This is a genomic window from Pseudoalteromonas sp. (genome assembly GCF_041613455.1).
Lineage (GTDB): Bacteria > Pseudomonadota > Gammaproteobacteria > Enterobacterales > Alteromonadaceae > Pseudoalteromonas.
In genome coordinates this window covers 1-5,017 of the sequence record NZ_JBFJHD010000213.1, presented here as the reverse complement: position 1 = coordinate 5,017, position 5,017 = coordinate 1, and the positions used below count along the sequence as shown (strand labels likewise).

Here is a 5,017-nt window from a genome sequence, read left to right as displayed (position 1 = left end):
CGATGTAAAGAAGAAATGGCAGGGGCGGAGAGATTCGAACTCCCAACCGTCGGTTTTGGAGACCGCTGTTCTACCAATTGGAACTACGCCCCTGCAATGACGACGAATTATAGAGAACTTTTGCCAAAGGTAAAGAAAAAAATGCTTCTTTTGGTTTAACTGCTTTTAAAATAAACAAAACGGCGAATTAGCATGCTAATTCGCCGTTTTTTAGTTACTTAGAATAACTTACTGCAGGCTAATGAAAGCCGAGTTAGTTATTCCCATTCGATAGTGGCAGGTGGCTTACCTGAAATATCGTATACAACGCGTGAGATACCGTCGATTTCGTTAATAATGCGGTTTGAAACCACACCTAGGAATTCATACGGTAAATGTGACCAGCGTGCGGTCATAAAGTCGATGGTTTCTACACAACGCAGTGATACCACCCAGTCGTATTTACGCGCATCGCCCATAACGCCTACCGATTTAACCGGTAAAAATACCGTAAACGCTTGGCTCACTTTATGATAAAGCTCAGCTTTGTGTAGCTCTTCAATGAAAATCGCATCGGCACGGCGCAGTAAATCACAGTATTCTTTTTTGATTTCGCCCAGTACACGCACACCTAAACCCGGTCCAGGGAACGGATGGCGATACAACATATCGTATGGTAAACCAAGCTCTAAACCAATTTTACGTACTTCATCTTTAAATAACTCACGTAATGGCTCTACTAAGCCCATTTTCATTTCAGCCGGTAAGCCACCCACATTGTGGTGCGATTTAATCACATGCGCTTTACCGGTTGCAGAAGCTGCAGACTCGATTACGTCTGGGTAAATAGTTCCTTGGGCTAACCATTTAGCATTCTTCAGCAACTTCGCTTGCTCATCAAATACATTAATAAACGTGTGGCCGATGGCTTTACGTTTATCTTCTGGGTCTGACTTACCCGCTAAATCGGCTAAGAATTGATCTTCGGCATCCACTTTAACAATATTTAAGCCAAATTTGTTGCCGAACATGTCCATAACTTGTTGGCCTTCGTTTAAACGCAGTAAGCCGTTATCAACAAATACACACGTTAACTTTTCGCCAATAGCACGGTGAATAAGCATCGCTACCACCGATGAATCTACGCCACCCGAAAGACCTAAAATGACTTCGTCGTCGCCCACGGTTTCTTTAATGCGTACAATAGCATCATCAATAATTTTTGCCGCAGTCCATAACTTTTCACAGCCACAAATATCAATCACAAAGCGTTCAAGTAAACGCTGACCTTGATGCGTGTGGGTTACTTCTGGGTGGAACTGCACGCCATAAAAACGCTGTTCTTCGTTTGACATTGCAGCATGTGGACAGGTAGATGTTTTAGCGGTGGTTTTAAAGCTGGCAGGAATATCCATTACTTTATCGCCATGGCTCATCCATACATCCAGTACGCCGTTGCCACCATCGGTAATATGATCTTCAATGGCATCAAATAGTGCACAGTTACCCACTTTTTCAACTTGTGCGTAGCCAAACTCTTTTTTGTCAGAGCTATGTACACTACCACCTAGCTGAGCCGCCATTGTTTGCATGCCGTAGCAAATACCCAGTACCGGCACACCGGCATTAAATACATACTCAGGAGCACGCGGGCTGTTCTCTAGCGTAGTAGATTCAGGGCCACCAGAAAGGATAATACCTTGTGGATTAAACTCGCGAATTTGTTCTTCGGTCACATCCCATGCCCACAGTTCACAGTAAACACCAATTTCGCGCACACGACGGGCGATTAATTGGGTGTATTGTGAACCAAAGTCTAAAATGAGAATTCGTGAATCGTGAATATCTTTGCTCATGGAGTATCTCGTAAAGTCAGATGCTAAATAATGCTACTGAATAAATTAAGTAGCTATTTAAAAAGGGCCAGTAAAACCAGCCCATATATTTCAAGTAATGACGGCTGATCAGCCTAAACGGTAGTTTGGTGCTTCTTTGGTAATTTGCACATCGTGCACGTGTGATTCACCCATACCTGCTGAGGTAACACGTACAAACTGAGGTTTAGTGTTTAACTCGTCAATAGTGGCACAACCGGTTAATCCCATTGCACTACGCAGGCCACCCACTTGCTGATGTATAATCGTCGCAATCGGGCCTTTGTATGCTACGCGGCCTTCAATGCCTTCTGGCACTAATTTGTCGGCTTCGTTTGATTTTTGGAAGTAACGGTCTGATGACCCTTCTTTTTGGTCCATCGCACCTAACGAGCCCATACCACGGTATGATTTGTAATAACGACCTTGATAAAGCTCAACTTCGCCTGGGGCTTCTTCGGTACCGGCAAGCATTGAACCCACCATAACACACGAGGCACCCGCCACTAATGCTTTAACAATATCGCCGGAAAAGCGAATACCGCCATCGGCAATAACCGGAATATCACGGCCTTTTAAGCCTTCAACTGCATCTGAAATAGCAGTGATTTGTGGTACACCACAGCCAGTAACGATACGCGTGGTACAAATTGAACCCGGGCCGATACCTACTTTCACCGCATCAACACCGGCATCTGCAAGGGCTATCGCGCCTTCTGCAGTAGCCACATTACCGGCAACAATTTGTAGCTCTGGGTATGCTTGACGTGTTTGTGCAACACGGTCAATAACACCTTGAGAATGCCCGTGTGAGGTATCAATCAATAATACATCTACACCCGCCTCTACTAAGGCTGCAATACGCTCATCGGTGCCGGCACCTACGCCAACCGCTGCACCTACACGTAAACGACCTTGGTCATCTTTACACGCGTTGGGTTTATCTTGGGCTTTTTGGTAATCTTTTACGGTGATCATGCCTTTAAGTTTAAATGCATCATCAACCACAAGAATTTTTTCAATGCGGTTTTCGTGCATTAAGCCTAAAATTTCTTCGCGAGGGGCACCTTCTTTAACAGTAACCAGCTTGTCTTTTTTCGTCATAACGGTAGAAACAGGCTGTTCTAGCTTAGTTTCAAAGCGCATATCGCGCCCTGTTACAATGCCAACCAAATTGTTCTCGCTATCGGTTACCGGAAAGCCCGAAAAACCTTTTTCTTTTGACAATTCAAGCGCATCTGCAAGAGTTAAATCGGCTGTTACCGTTACTGGATAAGTAACAATGCCCGCTTCATAAGTTTTAACTTTACGAACGTTTTTCGCTTGTTCTGCAATGGTCATGTTTTTATGAATAAAACCAAGACCGCCTTCTTGCGCTAGGGCAATAGCTAAACGAGCTTCGGTAACAGTATCCATAGATGCTGAAACTAGCGGCAAGTTAAGTTTGATTCCACGCGTTAAGCGAGTTGAAATATTTGCCGTGTGTGGCGAAACAGTAGAATGACCAGGTACTAAAAGTACGTCATCAAAGGTAAGAGCTTCTTTAGCGATTCTAAGCATTTTGGCAACTTCTCACATGGTGGATCTAAGATAAGGAATTGCGGCCAAATTTTAACAGCGTTATAGACACTAGTAAATAAGATTTCGTAAATATTTATGATAAAGTAGTGCTAGGAATGTTTTTTGATGGTTTTTTATGTTTTCACAACCTTTGCAAACGGTTTATACCGTGTCGCGCCTAAATAGAGAAATACGTGCCCTGCTTGAGCAAGGTTTTGCGTCTTTAATCTTAACAGGCGAAATTTCTAACTTTATTACGCCAGCATCGGGGCATTGGTATTTTTCGTTAAAAGACGATAAAGCACAAATTAAAGCGGCCATGTGGCGCGGTAATAATCGTCAGCAAAGCTACCGCCCAATTAATGGTGCGCAAGTCACAGTAAGAGCGCGCGTATCACTTTACGAACCCCGCGGCGATTACCAGCTGATTGTTGAACATATGGAACCCGCTGGCGAAGGACAGCTCAAGCAAGAATTTGATGCGTTAAAAATGCGCTTAGCTGCCGAAGGGCTATTTAGTTCAGTGCACAAACAACCCTTGCCGCAAAATATTAATCGCATCGGGGTGATCACCTCGGCAACGGGTGCGGCGATTAAAGATATTTTAACCGTACTACAACGCCGTGCACCGCAGTTAGAAGTTATTATTTATCCCGCCATGGTACAAGGCAAAGATGCGCATACGCAGCTAATTAAGCAAATAGCGTTGGCTAATTTACGCAACGAGGTCGACGTACTCATTTTAGGGCGTGGCGGTGGCTCTTTAGAAGATCTATGGTGTTTTAACCATGAACAACTGGCACGGGCTATTTTTAACAGTCAGCTGCCTATTGTGAGCGCAGTAGGACACGAAATAGATACCACCATTAGCGATTACGTTGCCGACGTACGGGCTGCCACCCCTTCTGCAGCCGCTGAGCTTGTTAGTCCAAATACTCAAGAATTACATAACAGAGTAACCCAGCTCGTTAACCGTCTTGCTAATGCGTTTAAACACAACATTAGCGAGCAGCGTGCTCACGCTACACAATTACAGCATCGGCTCAACTTGTGCCATCCGCGCAACCAGTTAAATCAACAAGCACAGCGCTTAGATGAACTCAATATTGCACTACAACAAGCCATACGTAACCGTTTGCATCAACACGAGCGCACGCTAGCCAATTTAACGCCGCGCTTAATGCGCCAATCACCCGATAAAAAACTCGCTCAGGCGAGCCATCAACTGGCGCAATTACAAACGCGGTTAAAACAAGCTATGCAGCAGCAATTACAGCTGGCGAATAATCAGTTAGCGCTACAAGTAAGTCGGCTTGACTCGGTAAGCCCGCTGAATGTGTTAGCACGGGGCTATAGCATTACCAAAAATGAACAGCATAAAGTGATTAAATCTGTTGCTGATGTAACCCTAGGTGATGTGCTGATAACAGAGTTGGCTGATGGTACGTTACGCTCCGAGGTTGTGTAAGCGCGCAAGCGCTTTAGTGGCTATTCTTTTGTACTTACAATAAACTCTATATGAGTTTCGGTGGCGCTTGAGGCAGTGAGCTTAAATTGCTGCCACCACGGCATTAACGCTAACTTATCATTCAGCTCACGCCATG

Annotated in this window: 3 protein-coding genes and 1 tRNA gene; 1 reads left to right on the top strand and 3 read right to left on the bottom strand. The window is 44.6% G+C overall.

Going from position 1 to position 5,017, the window contains the following annotated elements; genetic code table 11:
* Positions 1-16 precede the first annotated feature (16 nt).
* The 3 genes from ABYB02_RS14470 to guaB form a co-directional block, all read right to left on the bottom strand.
* Positions 17-93, bottom strand: a tRNA-Trp gene (locus ABYB02_RS14470).
* 164 nt (positions 94-257) lie between these two features.
* Positions 258-1,835 (bottom strand): glutamine-hydrolyzing GMP synthase, encoded by a 1,578-nt coding sequence (gene guaA / locus ABYB02_RS14465; protein ID WP_372763117.1) that lies wholly within the window; start codon positions 1,833-1,835, stop codon positions 258-260.
* 108 nt (positions 1,836-1,943) lie between these two features.
* Positions 1,944-3,413, bottom strand: coding sequence for an IMP dehydrogenase (gene guaB, locus ABYB02_RS14460; RefSeq protein ID WP_372763116.1), 1,470 nt, complete (start codon positions 3,411-3,413; stop codon positions 1,944-1,946).
* A 136-nt stretch (positions 3,414-3,549) separates the two neighbouring features.
* On the opposite strand from guaB, the gene xseA reads away from it, so the two are divergent.
* The gene (gene xseA, locus ABYB02_RS14455) at positions 3,550-4,881 is read left to right on the top strand and encodes an exodeoxyribonuclease VII large subunit (RefSeq protein ID WP_372763115.1); all 1,332 of its coding nucleotides are present in this window, start codon (positions 3,550-3,552) and stop codon (positions 4,879-4,881) included.
* Positions 4,882-5,017 lie beyond the last annotated feature (136 nt).

Coding starts and splice junctions, on each gene's coding strand:
- guaA (WP_372763117.1), bottom strand. CDS start 1,835: ATGAGCAAAGATATTCACGATTCACGAATTCTCATTTTAGACTTTGGT.
- guaB (WP_372763116.1), bottom strand. CDS start 3,413: ATGCTTAGAATCGCTAAAGAAGCTCTTACCTTTGATGACGTACTTTTA.
- xseA (WP_372763115.1), top strand. CDS start 3,550: ATGTTTTCACAACCTTTGCAAACGGTTTATACCGTGTCGCGCCTAAAT.